General features: G+C 66.1%; 13 protein-coding genes and 1 pseudogene. 5 read left to right on the top strand and 9 right to left on the bottom strand.

Going from position 1 to position 14,134, the window contains the following annotated elements; genetic code table 11:
• Positions 1–118: 118 nt before the first annotated feature.
• Complete coding sequence (locus GGR66_RS10130) at positions 119–409, top strand: XVIPCD domain-containing protein (RefSeq protein ID WP_326521001.1); 291 nt, start codon at positions 119–121, stop codon at positions 407–409.
• A gap of 207 nt (positions 410–616) precedes the next feature.
• Here GGR66_RS10130 and GGR66_RS10125 read toward each other — a convergent pair whose 3' ends face one another.
• Positions 617–2,470 carry a DUF2075 domain-containing protein gene (locus GGR66_RS10125; protein ID WP_184448191.1) on the bottom strand — a complete coding sequence of 618 codons (1,854 nt, stop codon included), beginning with the start codon at positions 2,468–2,470 and terminating at the stop codon, positions 617–619.
• A gap of 305 nt (positions 2,471–2,775) precedes the next feature.
• Between GGR66_RS10125 and GGR66_RS21180 the strand changes: the two are divergent.
• Positions 2,776–3,004: pseudogene (locus GGR66_RS21180) on the top strand (hypothetical protein); the annotation flags it as partial.
• 229 nt (positions 3,005–3,233) lie between these two features.
• Here GGR66_RS21180 and GGR66_RS21175 read toward each other — a convergent pair.
• From GGR66_RS21175 to GGR66_RS10095, 6 genes are all read right to left on the bottom strand, one after another.
• Complete coding sequence (locus GGR66_RS21175; RefSeq protein ID WP_255421660.1) at positions 3,234–4,577, bottom strand: XVIPCD domain-containing protein; 1,344 nt, start codon at positions 4,575–4,577, stop codon at positions 3,234–3,236.
• Positions 4,567–5,082, bottom strand: coding sequence for a hypothetical protein (locus GGR66_RS10115; protein WP_255421659.1), 516 nt, complete (start codon positions 5,080–5,082; stop codon positions 4,567–4,569). Before GGR66_RS10115 ends, GGR66_RS21175 begins: the two co-directional genes overlap by 11 nt.
• Before the next feature lie 5 nt (positions 5,083–5,087).
• The gene (locus tag GGR66_RS10110; RefSeq protein ID WP_184448190.1) at positions 5,088–5,669 is read right to left on the bottom strand and encodes a hypothetical protein; all 582 of its coding nucleotides are present in this window, start codon (positions 5,667–5,669) and stop codon (positions 5,088–5,090) included.
• Positions 5,670–5,692: 23 nt separating this feature from the next.
• Positions 5,693–6,286, bottom strand: coding sequence for a hypothetical protein (locus GGR66_RS10105; RefSeq protein WP_184448189.1), 594 nt, complete (start codon positions 6,284–6,286; stop codon positions 5,693–5,695).
• 67 nt (positions 6,287–6,353) lie between these two features.
• The gene (locus GGR66_RS10100; protein WP_160964334.1) at positions 6,354–6,776 is read right to left on the bottom strand and encodes a hypothetical protein; all 423 of its coding nucleotides are present in this window, start codon (positions 6,774–6,776) and stop codon (positions 6,354–6,356) included.
• A 76-nt stretch (positions 6,777–6,852) separates the two neighbouring features.
• Positions 6,853–7,113, bottom strand: a complete 261-nt coding sequence (locus GGR66_RS10095; RefSeq protein ID WP_255421658.1) for a hypothetical protein — start codon at positions 7,111–7,113, stop codon at positions 6,853–6,855.
• 395 nt (positions 7,114–7,508) lie between these two features.
• Between GGR66_RS10095 and GGR66_RS10090 the strand changes: the two genes are divergently transcribed.
• Positions 7,509–8,150 (top strand): HD domain-containing protein, encoded by a 642-nt coding sequence (locus GGR66_RS10090; RefSeq protein WP_184448187.1) that lies wholly within the window; start codon positions 7,509–7,511, stop codon positions 8,148–8,150.
• Positions 8,151–8,286: 136 nt separating this feature from the next.
• The gene (locus GGR66_RS10085) at positions 8,287–10,803 is read left to right on the top strand and encodes an excinuclease ABC subunit UvrA (protein WP_184448186.1); all 2,517 of its coding nucleotides are present in this window, start codon (positions 8,287–8,289) and stop codon (positions 10,801–10,803) included.
• A 233-nt stretch (positions 10,804–11,036) separates the two neighbouring features.
• Here GGR66_RS10085 and GGR66_RS10080 read toward each other — a convergent pair whose 3' ends face one another.
• Both GGR66_RS10080 and GGR66_RS10075 read right to left on the bottom strand, forming a co-directional pair.
• Complete coding sequence (locus GGR66_RS10080; protein WP_184448185.1) at positions 11,037–11,627, bottom strand: hypothetical protein; 591 nt, start codon at positions 11,625–11,627, stop codon at positions 11,037–11,039.
• Between the two features lie 116 nt (positions 11,628–11,743).
• A complete protein-coding gene (locus tag GGR66_RS10075; RefSeq protein ID WP_160964339.1) occupies positions 11,744–12,373 on the bottom strand; it encodes a DUF4291 domain-containing protein in 630 nt (209 codons plus the stop codon).
• A 176-nt stretch (positions 12,374–12,549) separates the two neighbouring features.
• On the opposite strand from GGR66_RS10075, the gene GGR66_RS10070 reads away from it, so the two are divergent.
• A complete protein-coding gene (locus tag GGR66_RS10070; protein ID WP_184448184.1) occupies positions 12,550–13,941 on the top strand; it encodes a DUF763 domain-containing protein in 1,392 nt (463 codons plus the stop codon).
• Positions 13,942–14,134 lie beyond the last annotated feature (193 nt).

Below are 14,134 nucleotides of genomic sequence, written 5' to 3'. Positions count from 1 at the left end.
GTTGGTCGGAGTTTGCTGCCAGCCAGACGTGTGGCCCTGAACCGCTTTGGCGACGCGCGTATTCAACGGTAGGCGACGAGTGCGTAAGCTGACGTGCTGATGCCCGAATCGCGAGAGAATCCAGCAGAGTTGGGAAGCCAGCGACGGCACCAGCGATCGCGTGAGTGACCTAGCCAAGGCAAATGGGCTGGAGCGTATCGATCAGGTGCTGCTGAGCGAGCAGCCATCGCGAGCCCCGGCCGGCGCGGCCGTGTTCGTTGTGCAGAGCGAGCTGCGCAACCTCGCGTATCAGCGTGTCGGCATGTCCACCCATGTGGCGATCAATACGTCCGTTGAGCAGTCGTTGGTCCTAGATGCAGGCGCTCGACGCTCGCGCAATGGCGCAGAACCAGTGAATTTTCTTCTTTGATGGACTGCGATGCCTATGGAGGTCAGTTTTTGTCCGGAAGCCGATACAACCATGGAAGAATCTGACAGTTGCAGGTCTGCGTGGCTCTCATCGAAGTGCACGAAATGCACCATCGGCACGCGCCATTCGGCGAGCGAGAAAAGATATCGGAAATTGTACCGGGCGTTTTAGTTGAGAGGTCCGGATGGCCGCTCCATGTACAACCCGTTACTTCTGCATTGCGGCTCTAGATACCATGTCGCTGCTATAGACATAACACCCCCTCATGCCTCGAGTCATCAAGGTCTTGTAGGTGTTTCGAATAATCCGATCCACACGATCGTGGACATCGGGATCGTACTTGGACTGCGTCTTGTAGCCACGGATCGAACGATCCTGCTTGGAGCGCTTGCTAGGGTCGGTGAGGACTTGACCATCTTGCCAAGCCAGGTCCTGCCCGATGATCACGCCCACGTAGTCCAACTCTAGTCCCTGGCAGGTATGGATGCATCCGACCTGCTCGACTGACTTTTCGGCGACAGCCCATAAGCTACCGTCGCTTCCAAGGTTCCATTGTGCGCGATAGCCGTGTTCCGGGATTTCGATATCCCAGGCATCCGGGTTGTTCTTGCTCTTCCAGTCCCAGCAGTAGCCGGCGACTACGCGCGCCTTGTTGTTGATCTTGTTTTTCTCGCGGATCAGGTCGTGCAGTTCCTTCGGCGATTCGACGATGCGGAAGTCGAAGGCGTCGCGGTCGAAGTCGGTGTCGGCGGTCTCGCGGATGCCCAGAAAATTGTCCAGCCAAGCGATGTAGCTGTCCGAGCCGGCGCAGCGGAATTGCGAGGCCAGTTCAAGCTCGGTGACCTCCGCGTCGAGTTGGGCGGCCCAGCGCCGTAGCTCGCCGGTGTGGCCGATGTCGGAGAGGGTGACGATCTGGTCGTCGTCGACGAAGAAGATGGTGCAGTGGGCGCTGCGGATCAGCTCCATCACCTGGTTCTGGCCGAGGTTGCCGTACAGGCCGCTCTTTTCGTTGAGGCGATGCGCCTCATCTACCACCAACGCGCCAAACACGTTCGGCTCTGTCTGATGGAAGTTGCCCGATCCGGAGAACAGATTGGCGATCTCGATCTTGCGCACGTGCCCAGCCAGCTTCTGCGCGTACACGGCACGCGGCGCCGCGTTCTTGGAGACGTACTTGGTGGTGGTGCCGCGCTTGGTCAGCTCGACCAGCAGGTTCACGGCCACCACCGACTTGCCGGTACCGGGGCCGCCTTTGACGATCACCACCTGCTTGCGTTCGGCGCTGGCCTGCGCAGCGCGCGCCAGGCAGGTTTCGTAGACCAGTTTCTGTTCGTCGATCAGCACAAATTCCTGATTGCCCTTGAGCATGCCGACCACGCTGTCGGCGAGCATCTTGGAAGGACGGATGCGGCCGTTCTCGATCTTGTAGAGCAATTCGCCGTTGTCGCCTTTGCGCACGTGCTGGCGGATGAAGTCGCGCAGCTTTCGCTTCTCTTCTACCCCGCGCAGGAACAGCGGCGCCTTGTCGGTGTAGGCGGTGTAGCGCGGATCGTCGATGGTGCCGTCGCGGAAGTGGTTGTGCAGGTAGGCGCAAGGCTGTAGCTGGACGCCGCCTTCGTGCACCGCCTCGTTGAAGCCCTGCAGCAGGGCCGCATACGACCAAGCTTGGTAGGACGGGTGGGGGCCTTCGGTCTCGGTCGGCCCGCCGCGTTGCGCCCTAACGATGCCGTCCTTGTCGGTGACGGCGGACGTGGACCATTGCTTGAGTTCGACGATGATCGCCCGCGGTTCTTCGGTCTCGCCGAGCCCGCTCAGGATGAAGTCGATGCGCTTGGCGGTCTGCGGAATACCGAACTCAATGCCCACTCCCATGTCTTCGGGCAGGCTTTCGTCGCTGAGAACGTCAGCCATCTGGGTGAGCGAGTGGCGCCAGGCACGAAACTCGCTCTCCGGGGCATATCGGCCCGTCTTCTGAATGAAGGCGGTGGAGATGATGTCCTCGATTGCCTGCTGTTCCGAGTCTTGCAGGAACGCGGCACGGGTCGACTGATAAACGATCACGCTCGGCGTTCTCCTGGATGCCTTCCGTTGCTCGCTCGAACTTTGAACCGATGCGCAATGGCTGACAAGTCTTTACATTGACGCGCGGCATCGCTTGGCAACGCTGCGACTGCTTTGGAGCAGTTCGTATACAAGCTGGCGCATGCCAATCATCGCTTGCAGCATGCAAGGCCAAGTTGATGAGACGACTTGACGCGTCGCGCCAGCGATAGCAGGATTGCTACCCGGAGCCTAGGGACTTCTCGTGCAGCGGGCTACCACCTCCAACAACGGGTGGATCTTCATGCCGTTTGGCGAGGGATACTATGACCGAGGCAGCCCGTCATCCCGATTCGGATCCTCGCTATTACCTGCCAGAAGAAGCGCAGTACAGCCTGCAGCAGCCGCGCGATCATATGCGGTTCCTAGCGCGACTAGCGTTGCCACGCACTTTGAAGGAAGTAACGCGAGGCCGCCCCGACGGTGCGCGTGGGCGCGTTGGCGGTGTGCATGGAACTGCTCGCGGAGCAACTGGACATGGTGCTGCGCGAGCTGTCGTGGCCGGCGCAGCGTCGGTCCCATATCAGGCGCAGGGCTTTGGCGCTGATAGCGGAGCGCCCTGAGCGGGCCTCGTCTGCGGTAGGCGCGTCGCCATTCGCCCGCTGCGTTCGGTCTTTGTTCGATGGCGACACTGCTATGCAACCCTCGCGCGTGGCCGGCGGCACCATCGCGGTCGTGCCGATGCCTTGCCCGCACTGGCGCACGGTAGGAATGCTTGCGGTGTCTACATCGAACGCGCCGGCGTCGCTTGCGTCTGCACAGTTTCGTGTTGTTGGCTGCGCTGCAGTTCATCTGACCTGACTTGCTGCTGCGCCGCCTCCAGTTGCGCGAAGCGCTGTTCCGCCGGTACCGCGAGCGCCTCCTGCATGGGCATGTGCGCTCGGTGCGCGGCGGGGTCGGGCGATGGATGGCCGATGCGCCACAGGTGCACCACCTCGCCGCTGCCCAAGGTGGCGGTGGGCGTGTTGGCCGCGATCTTCAGGTCGTCCTTTGCCGTGAAGCCCTTTTCGCCGGCCAACAGCAACAGGCTCGCGCTCAGTCGCTCGCTGTTCTCGTCCCACGGTTTGCCGGCTTGTTGATCCAGCCCGCGCACGCCTTCGCGGATCTTCTCGAACAAGGGGGTGCTGGGATGTCCTGGATCGCCCGGCTGGGCGCGTCCTGCCTGCGGAGAGTCGCGCTCGGAGGTCGGACTGATGTGCTGGTGAGAGTCCTGGGTGTGTTGCAGCAGCCCGCGCCTCGGCGGGGTGGTGCTGGTATCCCAGTACTCCTGCGGCGTGGTCGCGGCGCCTTGCGGCAAGGTGATGCCGTTGCGCTCCAGCAAGGTTTCATTGAAATGCAGGCGTTGCATGTTCAGATGCATTTGCGGCGCGACGCCGTGGACTGGGTGCGCATTTTCTCTATCGATCTTGATCGCGCGGCTCAGTGCCGGAGCGCCGTAGTAATTGGGGTAGTCCGAGTCGCCGTGGTAGCCGATGCCGGTCGTCTGACTGGGCGACAGACCGGGAGTGCCCTTTGGGCTTTTGTCGAAGTAGTAGCTGGCTTCTGTGGCGATGTTCTCGGGTGTCATCGGGAGCGAGCCGTCGGTATTGAAGGTCAAGCCCGGCTTTGCTTGGGCTTGCCTGATGTTGGACGGGTTGGGCTCGACAAAGTCATCCAGACGGCTATTGCGAAGCGTCATCATCGATGTCAGGTCTGCACCTGGATTGCGCTGCTTCACCCTGTCCAGCAATGCGTTCCATCCTGCAATCTGGGCTTTGGCTTCGTCTTGCCGATTGCTTGCGACCAACTGTTCAATCGGTAACGTGTAGTCGTTAATCGGGTTATTGTCTTTGGCGATGGCCTTGGCAGCTTCGTCGAACTGCCGATAGGCAGCGGCCATGCTGACTTGATTGAAGGCATGCTGGGTTTCGTGTCCCAGTACAAACGTCAGGTCAGTGGCGTCGTACCGATTGAACTGATTGGGCGATTGCCCCAGCGTGGCGGGTGGAATACTCATCGTCTTATTCGCAGGATTGAACGTCCCGCCTGCGACGGTTCCGCTGAGCGGGGCGAAATTCTCAAGCAACATGTGCTGTCGCCTGTCGCCTGTCGCCTGTCGCCTGTCGCCTGTCGCTACTGTAGTTGCTGTCGAGCGTGGTCACCGCCCGCTTCATTTCATTTGCCAGTGTGGGCGAACTGTTGATCGTTGCTTGCAGGTTGGTGACCATGTCTTGGGTCACCGGTTGAATTTGCTGGTTGCGGTCTGTGTAGGTGCTGTGAGCGAAACGCATGCTCATTTCCTGCAGGCGCAGAGAGCCACGCAATGCTTCGGCAGCGGACGGTCCAGGCTGGAGCGCCGGGAGGGTGACGACGCCGGACGCCTTGTCGTAAGACCCGGTCAAGGATTCTGAACCGCTTGGGCCCAAGGCGAACCCGGTCAGATGTCCATTGGCGGCTTCTTGGTTGAGGCGCTGTGTCAGATCCCGGTCTGCGACGATTGTTGCGCGTAATTTCGCTTCTTGATCGGCGGTCACTCCTGGCTGGTTGGCAAACTGAGCCAAGGCGGCCTCTAGCTGGGCGTTAGTGTTTGCCATACCGGTCACTCTCCAAATTTCTGGATGCTGATCGCTTTGACGCAGGCCGGGTTTTGGCGTTGTGGGACGATCTGGACATGCATGTCGTTGCGCGCGTAGTGGAGCGCCAAGAGCCCGCCGATCTCGTTTTGCGTACTTGGCCTGATACTGAATCCCGCCGCCTTCAATGTGCGGTTGTACTCATCAATGCCAAGGTCGCAAGGCGGATGGCTCTCGTCGACTGAATTGGTTGCCCTTATCAATTCAATCGTTACGTTCGAGTATTCCTCAAGTTTGCTATCGAAGTTGTAGGTTATTCCGTATTGCCACTTCCCATCTGGCAATTTAAGCGAATAGGCTCCTGATTTTTCGTCTCCCTCGAAGGTCGTTCCGATAGCAGACTGGATCGATTTTGCCGATAGATCGTTGAAATTCTGCGTGCTCTCTATCAGCGATAAGAAACGATGCCCAAGATCGGCTGCAGTCATCTCATTATTCGAGTTCATGTTTCTTCCTTGGCTTTTGTCGGTTGCCAGGCCAGCGGTTGCACAGGAGGTTGAAGAAATGGTTAGCGCCAAGGCGAGTAGGATTTTTTCAGTGCTTTTCATGCTGTTCACTCCTCCTCAGCGTCTTACGAAAGTGGATGCATCTCATGCCGAATTCGACCTTCATGCCTCCGCCTCTTGGGTGCGTTATACCGCAGTTCCTCGGTGCGTTCCTGCGACAGCATACGGTTGTCAACGCCCGGTTCGAGGCGTCCATGAAACTTCTGCACGGGCACATCCATCAGCTCGCCGAAGGTGCGGTAGGCGGAGTTGCTGTTGATGGTTTCGCCGAAGACCTTGAAGCCGTAGTTCGGGTAGTCGCGATCCTGCGCGTTGAGTTCTAGTACGGCGCGCACGGCCGTATTCCAGCGCTCCATGATTTCGTTCTTGTCGCCGGTGGCGACCGTGCGTGACGGTTGGTCGTCGCGGATGTAGGTGGTGCTGTCGATCTTCTCGCCGATGGAGCGAGCGTACGCGGGATCGTGCGGGTAATGCCAGGCGCGCAGCGAGTGCCGGGTGTCGTCGGTGCCGATGGGGATGGCCTGGCCGGTCTGGCGGTCGGTGGCCAGGCCATGCAGTTCCGCCACGGCCTTGCCGTGCTCGTCGCGCAGCACCCAGAAGGCGTGGCCGGCGATACCGATCACGCCGAGCGAGCGGGCTTCGATGGCGTAATTGGGCATGGTCGTGTCCTTCCTTGGTCGATGTGAATGCAGCGGCGATCAGAACTGCCGTGTTCCGTTCGTCGGCTCAATGGAGTTGCGTGGCGACGCAGCGGTCCAGTGCGGTCTTGAGGTCGTGCATCGCCTGGTCCACGCCCAGGTCGACGAAATAAGCGCCGGCCCCCTTGAGGGCGAGCCTGGCCTGGTTGGCGCCCGGCGGCCGCTCCAGGCGCAGGCGAAAGCCGCTGCGGTTCGTCTCGGGGAAATCGCCCGATTCCAGGATGCCCTTGGTCGGGTCTTCGCGGGTGACCTTGGGCCACGAGCTGCTGGTCTCGGACAGGGTGGCGATGCTGGATTCGGCGCAATCGAACAGGCGCTGGTTGGGCAGGTCGGCCGGGACGTTCAGCACCGCCGAGGCCATCGGCGTCTTGCGGGCGGCGGCGGGCATGCTGCAGGCGCTGGCGACGAGTGCCAGGCCGGCGAACTGGGCGATGCGGTGCCATGGCGTCATGGGGACGTTCCTTGCGTGGGCGTGCGAGCTTCCTGCTCGGCGCATGATGTCGAATGCGCCTGGTGCTGTTGCGCGGTCAGCGCCTTGCGCGCCGCCAGGCGATCAGGGCCACGGCGGCCAGGGCGGCGACGGTGCCGACCGCGGCGACCTGCGCCGCGCGCTTGGCGCGTTGTTCGCGCAGGCGCAGCGCGTCATTGCCGGCGTCATCGGCGGACAGCGGCGAGCGGTACACGCTGTGCGCGGCGGCGCGGCCGGAAATGGCGGCACGGCGGGCCGGCGGGATCGGGGCGCTGTCGGTGGCGGTGTCGTCCACGGCGTGGGCGGTGTCGGTGATCATGGTCGGTTGCATCCTCGGCGCTGCGTTCATGCGTGTGTATCGAGTGGGCGGTAGGTTAGGCAAGACCATCCTATCTTTCCAAGCGCCACGTTAACGCGGTGCGGGGGAAAAGTAATGTGCAGGCGCTGCGGGACGCATGGACCCTGCCTGGTATCTCTTACCAGCAACCGGTTGCCCAAGGCGAGGGCTTCTTGCGTGCGCTGCAGCTGTGTTGTGCGTACAGGCCGCCTTTCAGTGCCAGGTCGGGCACGTCAGCCGGGGCGTGGCGATCGAGCGGTCTGCGATGCAGCGCCGGGGCAGGGCAGCTTGAACGGCCGCCATGCCCACGCTCGCCTGCACGCGCCTACGCGGGCAAGTTTGGCGATAATGCCGGCCTGTTCCGTCAGGATCGCCGCATGACCGCTCTCACCGAACGTTACGCGCGCGCCGTCGACTACGCGCGCATCGCCCACGCCGGCCAGTTCCGCAAGGGCGGCACGGTGCCGTATCTGAGCCACGTACTGGGCGTGTCGACGCTGGTGCTGGAGGCCGGCGGCGACGAGGACCAGGCGATCGCGGCGCTGCTGCACGACGTGGTCGAGGATTGCGGCGCCGGCCACGAGGCGGTGATCCGCGCGCAGTTCGGCGAGGCAGTCGCCGACATGGTGATGGCCTGCACCGACGCCACCGCAGAGCGCAAGGCGGTGCCCGCGGACGTGCCGGCCAAGCGCCGCGACTGGCGCATCCGCAAGCAGGCGTATCTGGCGCATCTGGCCGAGGCGCCGGATGCGGTGCTGCTGGTGTCGGCCTGCGACAAGCTCTACAACGCGCGCAGCATCGTCGCCGACCTGGAAGACCCGGAGGTCGGGGCGGCAGTGTTCGAGCGCTTCACCGCCGGCCGTGAGGGCACGCTGTGGTACTACCAGGCGCTGCATGCGATCTACGCCGAGCGCGGCGTGGCGGTGCTGCGCGCCTTCGCCAGTGCGGTGACGCGGATGAAGGCGTTGGCCGCGCGCGACGCGGATGCTGACACGCTGGTGGCGCCCGCGTTGGGTTGAGACCTGCGTCACCGGCGACTGCGTGCCCGTTCTGCGCCGATGAGAGACCGGGCGCGCCGCAGCACAGTCGCCACGACACGCCCATGGCGGCCGAGCGGCTAAGCTTGCGCGCTCCTTCGCGTTGCCGGTCCTGCCCATGTCCACGCCTTCCGCTTTCGCCGCTTCCGGCTTCGTGCGCGTCCGTGGTGCGCGCGAGCACAACCTCAAGGACGTGGACGTGGAGCTGCCGCGCGACGCGCTGGTGGTGTTCACCGGCGTGTCCGGCTCGGGCAAGTCGTCGCTGGCGTTCGGCACGCTGTTCGCCGAGGCGCAGCGGCGTTATCTGGATTCGATCTCGCCGTATGCGCGGCGTCTGATCGACCAGGCCGGCGTCGCCGACGTGGACGCCATCGATGGCCTGCCGCCGGCGGTGGCGCTGCAGCAGCATCGCGGCGCGCCGAGCACGCGCTCGTCGGTGGGCAGCGTCACCACCATCTCCAACTCGCTGCGCATGCTGTATTCGCGCGCCGGCACGTATCCACCGGGGCAGGGCATCATCCATGCCGACGGCTTCTCGCCGAACACGCCGGCCGGCGCCTGTCCCACCTGCCACGGCCTGGGGCGCATCTACGACGCCACCGAGGCATCGATGGTGCCGGACCGTTCGCTGAGCATCCGCGAGCGGGCAGTGGCGGCGTGGCCGCCGGCCTGGCACGGGCAGAACCTGCGCGACATCCTCACCACGCTCGGCCACGACGTCGACGTGCCGTGGGCGAAGCTGCCGAAGAAGACCCGCGACTGGATCCTGTACACCGACGAGCAGCCGACCGTGCCGGTGTATCCCGGCTTCACCCTGGCCGAGACCCAGCGCGCGCTCAAGCGCAAGCAGGAGCCGGCGTACATGGGTACCTTCAGCAGCGCGCGCCGCTATGTGCTGCACACCTTCGCCAGCACGCAGAGCGCGTTGATCAAGAAGCGCGTGGCGCAGTACCTGATCAGCACCGCGTGCCCCAGCTGCGACGGCAAGCGGTTGCGCCGTGAGGCGCTGTCGGTGACTTTTGCCGGGCTGGATATCGGCGAACTGTCGCAGCGCCCGCTCGGCGAGGTGGCCGACCTGTTGCGGCCCGCGGCGGAAGGTCGCATGCAGGGCCGTTCGCGGCATCCGGAGCAGGCCCTGGCCGCGCAGCGCATCGCCCAGGACCTGCTGGCGCGGATCCAGGTGGTGGAGGCCTTGGGCCTGGGCTATCTGACCCTGGAACGCAGCACGCCGACGCTGTCGCCCGGCGAACTGCAGCGGCTGCGCCTGGCCACGCAGATCCGCTCGCAACTGTTCGGCGTGGTCTACGTGATGGACGAACCGTCGGCGGGCCTGCATCCGGCCGACACGCAGGCGCTGCTGGGCGCGCTGGATCAGCTCAAGGGCGCGGGCAACTCGCTGTTCGTGGTCGAACACGAGATCGACGTGATCCGTCATGCCGACTGGATCGTCGATGTCGGCCCTGGTGCCGGCGAGCACGGCGGGCAGGTGCTGTACAGCGGTCCGCCGGCGGGACTGGCGCAGGTGCAGGCCTCGTCCACCCGTCGCTACCTGTTCGCCGAGCCGCAGGCCGCCGCGCACGCGCCGCGCACGCCGGAGGGCTGGCTGCAGTTGCGCGAGGTCAGCCGCAACAACGTGGTCGCGCTGGACGTGGACATCCCGCTGGGCGTGTTCACCACGGTCACCGGCGTGTCCGGTTCGGGCAAGTCCTCGCTGGTCAGCCAGGCGCTGGTGGAATTGCTGGGCACGCAACTGGGGCAGGCACCGGCCGAGGCGGAGGAGGAACTGGATCCGCTGGAGCGGGGTACGCGCGTCGCCACCGACGGCTACATCGCCGACGGCCTGCAGCACGTGCGGCGGCTGGTGCAGGTGGATCAGGCGCCGATCGGGCGCACGCCGCGTTCCAATCTGGCCACCTACACCGGCCTGTTCGACCATGTGCGCAAGCGCTTCGCGGCCACGCCGGCGGCGCGCAAGCGCAAGTACGACGCCGGGCGTTTTTCGTTCAACGTGGCCAAGGGCCGCTGCGAGACGTGCGAAGGCGAGGGCGCGGTGAGCGTGGAACTGCTGTTCATGCCCAGCGTGTATGCGCCGTGCCCGACCTGCCATGGCGCGCGCTACAACGCCAAGACGCTGGAGATCGAACTGCGCGGCCACACCATCGCGCAGGTGCTGCGCATGACCGTGGCGCAGGCGCTGGCGTTCTTCGCCGACGATACGGCGATCGCGCGGCCGCTGCAGGTGCTGGTGGATGTGGGCCTGGGCTACTTGCGCCTGGGCCAACCCGCCACCGAGCTGTCCGGCGGCGAGGCGCAGCGGATCAAGCTGGCCAGCGAACTGCAGCGTGCGCAGCGTCGCGGCACCGTGTACGTGCTGGACGAGCCCACCACCGGCCTGCACCCGGCCGACGTGGACACGCTGCTGCGGCAGTTGCACGGGCTGGTGGAGGCGGGCAACACCGTGGTGGCGGTGGAGCACGACATGCGCGTGGCCGCGGCCAGCGACTGGATCATCGACATGGGGCCGGGTGCGGGTGGGGCGGGTGGCAAGGTGGTGGCGGCGGGTGTGCCAGGCGTGGTGGCGCGGCAGGCCGACAGTCGAACCGCGCAGTTTCTGGCGGCGGAGTTGGCGGAGTAGCCGGTGAACGTGCGTCGCTTGGTGTAAATCCACGTCGGAGCGGCCGACGGGCAACCCACGTCGCCGCGCCCGCCCACGCTGCTGAACACGTTGCCGATGGTGAAGCAGGTTTCCTGCGAGGCGAGCAATAGCAGCCCAGCAGTTCGACGCTGGCCGACAATCCCCGCGCCTGCGCCGCAGGCGCCACCCGCAGGTCGAACCGGCCGGGTTCGCCCGTTGGCGTGCTCAGCCCGCTACCACTCCAGCGTTTCCAGAAAGCGCGTGGCCTCGAGAGTGCTGCCCAGATAGGCGGCCAGCGCCGCGGCGACCGCGCTGCGGGCCGTGGCGCGCAGTTCGTCGCTGTCGTCGAACGCGGCATCGCCGAGGTCGGCCATGGTGTTGGCCATGGTGGCCAGGCCGCCGAATGCGATCTCCAGGCTGGCGGCCAGCGGTCGGGGCCTCCAAGCGCCTGCCCCGTGGAATGCGAACAGGACGTCATTGCTGACGGTATCGAGGATGACCGGATCCGCGCCCTGGTCCGCGATCACCAGCCAGTGATCGCGCCAAGCGGCAATGGGCTTGCCGTCGATCGCGTTCCAGCGATAGCCGGCCTGCAGTGCCCACAGCTTGCACAACGGCGGAATGTCGAGCGGATTGCCGCCGAGTTGCAGCGACAGGCCGGTCGGGCCGACCGCGGCGTCGCGGGTTTCGCCCCATGGCCCCACCTGCGCATAGAAGTCGGCGAGCGCCTGCGGCAGCGGCAACGTGCCCTGCCAGTCGGATGCGGGTTGCGGACGCAGTTCGCCCCAGGGGGCGAGCAGCGTGTGGAGGGTGGCGTAGGACATCGGGCGTGTTTGGGCAGTCGACCTGAGGCGCAGTATGCCCGGTGCGTGTCGCGCGCCGTGTGTGTGACGACGCGCCGGGAGAGCCTGCTCGCGTGCGGCGCTGCGGCCGACGGCGGCTACTGGTCGTCCAGCCCCACGTTCCGCGCCGCGCTGGCCGGCGGGACGTAGACCCGCTCGTGTGGGACCTGCAGCGCCGGCTCGCCGTGCCGCAGGTTCGCCGCCTGCGCGTGCACGAAATCGGTGATGTCGGTGATCGAGATGGCCTGCCGTTCGCCGTACTGGCGCAGCGCCTGGCCGCGCAGCCCCAGTTGCAGTGCGCGACGCGGCAGCGCGCTGCCGTCGGGCGCGTGGTCCGGGTCCCACTGCAGGCGCACGTCGGACTGCTGGACCGCGTCCTTCCACGCGGCGTGACTGGCGAAGCGCACCGGATCGAACGTCGACGGGACCGCGGCACGCAGCAGGTCGTCGAAGAAGACGCGCGGCAGCCGGATCGCCAGGATCCGCTCCTGCCCTTGCTTCTGCGCCCAACCGGCGCGATACATCATCCACAGGAAGTTCGGCTTGATCCAACTCATCCGCTCGTAGTTGAACTCGCCGCCGAAGCGTTGATGGGCCACCGCGAACTGCGCGATTGCGGGGCGGTAGGCCTGGTAGACATCGATCGCATCGGCGTCGAAGCGCGCCAGGATGTGACGGCCCTGGCGGGGCCAAGTGGGCTGCAAGGCAGCGTAGGGAACGGAATGCATCCGTGCGCAGTCTACGTCGTCGCAACACCGTCGTCGATCTGCTGCCGCGTCTCCCCGTGTCGGTTGGCTGCGTTCGCGCGTGCGTGCACTGAACCACTCAGCCTGCGCTCGCCTCCAGGCTCGCGCGGTGAGACCGGCACTGGCTACCCTGGTGCGTCCCTCTCCCCGGAGCCCCCATGAGCCGACGTTCCGGCAGCGCCGATCTGCCCCTGCACGGCGGCCGCGTGCCGCACTGGCTGGGCGCGCGCATGACCCGGCTCGGCGCGGTGATGTGCCAGGCCATCGTGCACAGCTATGGCCGCGACGAATTGCTGCGGCGCCTGGCGCATCCGTTCTGGTTCCAGTCGCTGGGCGCGGTGATGGGCATGGACTGGCATTCCTCCGGCATCACCACCAGTGTGCTCGGCGCGCTCAAGCGCGGCCTGGCGCCGCTGTCCGGCGAACTGGGCATCCATGTGTGCGGCGGCCGTGGGCGGCATTCGCGGGCCACGCCGGACGAACTGCAGGTGGTGGGCGAGCGGACCGGTCTGGACGGCGCGGAACTGGCGCGCGTCAGCCGCCTGGTGGCCAAGGTCGACAGCGCCGCGGTGCAGGACGGCTTCGACCTGTACCTGCATGGCTTCATCGTCAGCGACGACGGGCGCTGGGTGGTGGTGCAGCAGGGCATGCACGGCGCGCGCAAGCAGGCGCGCCGCTATCACTGGCTGTCGGAAGGCCTGAGCAGCTTCGTCGATGCGCCGCATGCGGCGATCGACGGCCCGCGCCAGGGCCGCATCGTCAATCTCGCCGATCATCGCGCCGCCGCCGCGCGTGCGGCGCAGGTGGTCCTGCTGCAGACGCTGGCGCCGGAGCGCATCGCCCGCGAATACGCCGCGCTGGAGGCGGCGCAGCCGTCGGCGCCAGTTGCCGCAGCGCCGGCGCGCGCCGCGCAGCGGCGGTCCGACACTGCGCTGCCGGCCGATGCGCTGTTCGCCGAGACCGGCGACCTGTTCGCTCCAGCAGCGGCGACGGCGCCCGAGCGCCGGCCGGCCGACCTGCCGCATCTGTCGCTGCCCGACCACCACGATGTGCGCGGCAGCGACGTCGTGGCGCGGCGGCTGCACGGCGCGCTGGCCGCCGCCGCCGAATGCGGACCGCGCGATTTCGCCGATCTGCTGCAGGTGCCGGGCGTGGGCGCACGCACGGTGCGCGCGCTGGCTCTGGTGGCCGAGGTGCTGCACGGCACGCCGTGCCGCTTCAGCGATCCGGCGCGGTTCTCACTGGCCCATGGCGGCAAGGACCGGCATCCGTTCCCGGTGCCCACGCGGGTCTACGACCACACCATCGGCGTGCTCAAGACCGCGGTGGCGCAGGCCAAGCTGGGTCGCGAGGAGAAGCTGGAGGCGATCCGCCGCCTGGATGTGCAGGCCCGCCTGCTCGAGCCGACCGCGCGTGGTCCGTCGGTGGAGGACTACATCGCCGAGGAGCGTGCGCAATCGCACGCCTACGGTGGGCGCAGCGTGTTCGGCTGGGAGCCGGCGTCGGCGCCGGGGGCCGTGGCGGAGAGGCGCGCCGCACACGCGAGCTGAGGGGCGCGTGCGGCGGGTTGCTTGCGCCGTACGCGAACGGATCCAGGGTGCCGTGCAGCAGCGGCGACAGGGCGCCTCTGATGATGGCGGGACGTGTTCTGTAGGAGCGGCTTCAGCCGCGATGGGCGTTCCCGGTAAAGCCCGTCGCGGCTGAAGCCGCTCCTACGCGGGGCTCAGGGACCGCCGGCACGCG

Source organism: Xanthomonas sp. 3498 (assembly GCF_014199795.1).
GTDB classification, from domain to species: domain Bacteria; phylum Pseudomonadota; class Gammaproteobacteria; order Xanthomonadales; family Xanthomonadaceae; genus Xanthomonas_A; species Xanthomonas_A rydalmerensis.
The sequence above is the reverse complement of the archived record's forward strand: the minus strand, read 5'-3'. Positions and strand labels throughout refer to the sequence as shown.